The organism is Oscillatoria sp. HE19RPO, from assembly GCF_024220515.1.
Classification (GTDB): Bacteria; Cyanobacteriota; Cyanobacteriia; order Cyanobacteriales; family Laspinemataceae; genus Laspinema.
Window position 1 is genome coordinate 1 of sequence record NZ_JAMXOT010000097.1, and the last position, 4,006, is coordinate 4,006.

Genomic DNA, 4,006 nt, shown 5'->3' on the forward strand with positions numbered 1-4,006 from the left:
ACCTACTCTCTAGCAATTTTCCACAAATTTAGGTCAGAAACCCGGTTTCTTGTCCTTGAGTTGGGTTAGAAACCGGGTTTCTTCACCTACTCTCTAGCAATTTTCCACAAATTTAGGTCAGAAACCCGGTTTCTTGTCCTAGGGTTGGTAATTAGACTGGACAAAAACTATGCCGACTCGCCACCCACCACAACATTGCGAATTCGCAGGCTAGGACCGCCACAGCCTACAGGTAAACCATTTTGTCCACCTTTGCCGCAACCGCCAGATTCATCCCAATAGAAATCATCCCCGATCGCCTCAATATCCGCTAAGGTACTAAACACATTCCCCGAAAGGGTGACATCCCGTACAGGTTCAGCTAATTGACCATTTCTAATCATCCAAGCTTCCCCAGCGCTAAAGGTAAACATTTCCCCATTGGTCATTCCTCCCAGCCAATTTCGGGCATAAACCCCTTCTTTAATATCCGTAAATAAATCCTGAACCGGCGTCTTTCCCCGTTCAATCCAGGTATTCGTCATCCGAACAATGGGAGGATAATGATAATTCAAACAGCGGGCATTTCCTGTGGCCGTTTCCTCTAGTTTCCCAGCAGTTTCTCGGGAGTGGAGGCGTCCGACGAGTACCCCATCTTTAATCAGTTGGGTGGTAGTGGCAGGAGTGCCTTCATCATCGTAAAGATAACTCCCGCGATGACCTGGAGGGGCCGCCCCATCAAAGATTTGCAAGTCTTCAGGACCAAACCGGCGTCCCAGGGTCATCACTTCCAGCAAATCGGGGTTTTCATACGCCATATCCGCTTCAGAAAGATGTCCAAAGGCTTCATGAACGAACAATCCGGAGAGAATTGGGTCAATGACAACTTGGTAGGTGTTGCCTTTCACCGAAGGCAGGGAGAGGGCTTCTACCGCTCTTTGGGCGGCCCCTCGCACTTGGGAATCTAGTTGGATTAAATCTTCGTAAGCTTTCCGGGACCCGGTGGTTTCCCGTCCCGTTTGGACCGTTTCCCCATTGCGTGCAGTGGCGGCAAAGCGCATTTCCATATCCACCCAAGACTGTTCTAGGATAGTGCCTTCTGAGGTAAACAGGAGGATGCGTTGGGCGCTGTCACTGTAGCGCACCGAGGTGGTGGTGATGCGCGGGTCAACTTGACGGAGGATATCCGTATAGCGATCGCACAATCTCTTTTTGTCGATAATCGGAATCTTTCTGGGGTCAGTACCCGTGAGTAACAGTTCACAGGTAATCTGTACCGGGTCCACCGGGGCTAAAATGGTTTCTTCATCCCCGACTAATCGCGCTGCGGCGATCGCTTCCTCGATTCGTTCTGCCAGTCCCGCCAATTCATTAAAACTGGCAAAGCCCCAACCCCCCTGATAGCAAGCGCGGACTTGTCCCCCAATCGAGACGCCCTCACTTAGGGTTTCAATCTTTTCACCCCGCAAAAAGATATCGGTGCCTTCCGCTTCTTCTAGGCGAATTGCTAAATAATCAACCCGGGAGGCATAACGAGCAATCAGTTCAGCTAATAAATTTTTCGCATCAGCGAGCAAAGTAGACATGGTTGAGGGCGAGTTCCAAAGCAAATATATTGATATGTTCTACTATAGCGGTCCTCAATGCTTACAGACCAACCGGGTGGGGTTTTACCCAGGACACCTGTACCCTCTAAGCTGCAAAGGACAAGAAACCGGGTTTCTGGCCCAAATTTGTGGCGCTTAGGCATAAGTCTTGTCAAGAAACCCGGTTTCTAATCCCTAGGGTACCCATGCCCGAGAATCGGGCGAGTGCCGACTGCCTCGGGGGTAAACCGATTCTGGATCAAGGGGGTGATCCGGCTTATTTCCTGCGGGGATTGCGACTGATTTGTTCGGTTCTACGAATGTTTTTATGGGGAAGATCCAGATAGGCTAGTAGTATCTTGTTTTCAGTTGAATTTAGATTAAAGCGTTTGTAGCAAGTTTTAAATTACAAATTCTTGCTCAATTATTGAAAATTAAGGATTTGAATCAGTGAACTGTAGAGGGGGATATTTCCGTGTACAAGTGGGTCTTACCAACGATTAGCGAGGTTTTAGCACAGGCGGGGAGCACCGACAATTCCTCGGACCTAGAGATGGGGTTGACTGGGGAAGGACCGGGCGATCGCAATGGGACCACGACCCATCGGGATGCGGCAACGGTCTGGTTGCGCCGAATTCGCGCCGATCGCCAATGGCAAGGCGCAGTCGCCTCCCTGAATGACCTCCTCGATGGCGAACGAGTCAAGAATGACCCAGATACCCGCCATTCCTTCTCTAGCAAAGGGTTGGTTTTATCCGGTCCCGTCCCGGTTTTAACCCAATCCACCCACTTAGAACAGTTCTCCACCTGGACCTTTGCTGGGGTGCAGCAGTCTGGCGCATGGTTACCCTCCTCCCTGTTCCCCTCGACTCCAGATAGCGGTGCCGATGCCTCCAACCCGACAGTTTTACCCCTGCTGACCGGGGACCCCCTGGCCCGCGAACAATTTTGTTTGGTGTTGACAGCGCGGTTTAGTCTGGTCATGGTGGTGGGATTAAACCCCCAGGGACAACCGGCGTTTCAGTTTTCCTTTGATCCCGAGGCGATCGCCTTAGTGTGGCAAGGATTGCGATCGCGTCTGCTACCCTTCAAAAATCAGACCGCTATTTCCACCTTAGATCGGCAGTTCCAACAGTTCCCACCGCGCACCCCAGACTACAAACTGGTTTGTCAATTTACCCAACAGCTTCTGGAATATCTCCCCGAACCCGTAGAACTCGATCGCGAAATGCTGGATGAAATGGAAGCATTTGCGGCAGATTGGACCGGGTGGGGTTCCTCCATGCGGGCCTTACCCCAATCCGGTGCCGATTCAGTCACCCGAGGGAATTGTCCCAATGGTGAGGTGGAGATTTCCTGGGAAGTATCCTGTCCCGATGGGAATTCTCGGGTTTCGACCTCTGGCGAACGCAGAACGGCCCTGAGCAAACCGGAAGCGGCAAGGGCCAAAACCCTGCGTTCCAAGGGGGGAAAGGCGGTGGGAACCGTCTCAGCTAAAACTGCCAATCCCCGGAAACCGGCGATCGACCAGCCTTTAGATGACCTGCGGGATGCGGCGAGTAAGAACGTCCGAAACCAAGCCCCGGCCTTGGATGTGGAATTATTACAGGCGATCGCTCACGAAGTTAGAACCCCGTTAGCCACCATTCGCACCCTCACCCGACTCCTACTCAAACGCCGTCATCTCGATGCCGAGATTATCAAACGCTTAGAAGCGATCGATCGCGAATGTAGCGAGCAAATCGACCGTTTTGGGTTGTTTTTCCGGGCAGTGGAATTGGAAACCACCAAGGATGCTCACGCGCCGGTACACCTGACTTCCACCTCCCTGACCGATGTATTAAATAGTTGTATCCCGCGCTGGGAAAAACAAGCCAGCCGACGCAACCTCAGCTTAGATGTGATTTTGCCGCAAAAAATGCCCTCGGTGGTCAGTGACCCTTCCTTGTTGGATCAAGTCCTCACCGGGGCGATCGATAACTTCACCTCCACCTTACCCGCCGGAGGCAAACTCCAAGTCGAAATTTCCCTAGCGGGTCATCAGTTGAAGGTAGAACTCCACTCCCAAACCCATGCCTCCGTCAATTCCGAACCCTCGGTTTCCGGGACTCAGGCCCTCAAATCTCTCGGTCAAATGTTGATGTTTCAACCAGAAACCGGCAACCTCAGTCTCAATCTGAGCGTGACTAAAAACCTGTTTCAAGCCCTGGGAGGTAAATTGATTGTCCGCAACCGTCACCAACATGGACAAGTGCTGACTATCTTCTTGCCTTTGGAAATGCGGGGATAATCAAACAGGATGGAGGTTGAGAAACCGGGTTTCTTTCATCAATTTAGGCAATCAAGCAACACTTATCGCAGAAACCCGGTTTCTGGTCCTTTTATAGGAGGTTGAGAAACCGGGTTTCTTTCATCAATTTAGGCAATAAAGCAACACTTAT

At 51.3% G+C, this 4,006-nt stretch carries 2 protein-coding genes; one reads left to right on the forward strand and one right to left on the reverse strand.

Annotated features, from left to right (window positions below; translation table 11 throughout):
* Positions 1–167 precede the first annotated feature (167 nt).
* Positions 168–1,565 (reverse strand): TldD/PmbA family protein, encoded by a 1,398-nt coding sequence (locus tag NG833_RS09520; RefSeq protein ID WP_254565055.1) that lies wholly within the window; start codon positions 1,563–1,565, stop codon positions 168–170.
* Between the two features lie 475 nt (positions 1,566–2,040).
* Between NG833_RS09520 and NG833_RS09525 the strand changes: the two genes are divergently transcribed.
* On the forward strand, positions 2,041–3,855 hold the full coding sequence (locus NG833_RS09525; protein WP_254565056.1) for a sensor histidine kinase KdpD: 1,815 nt from the start codon (positions 2,041–2,043) through the stop codon (positions 3,853–3,855).
* Positions 3,856–4,006: the final 151 nt, after the last annotated feature.

What these genes read in the sequence shown, in the direction of transcription:
- NG833_RS09520 (WP_254565055.1), bottom strand. Translation starts at nt 1,565, where the DNA reads ATGTCTACTTTGCTCGCTGATGCGAAAAATTTATTAGCTGAACTGATT.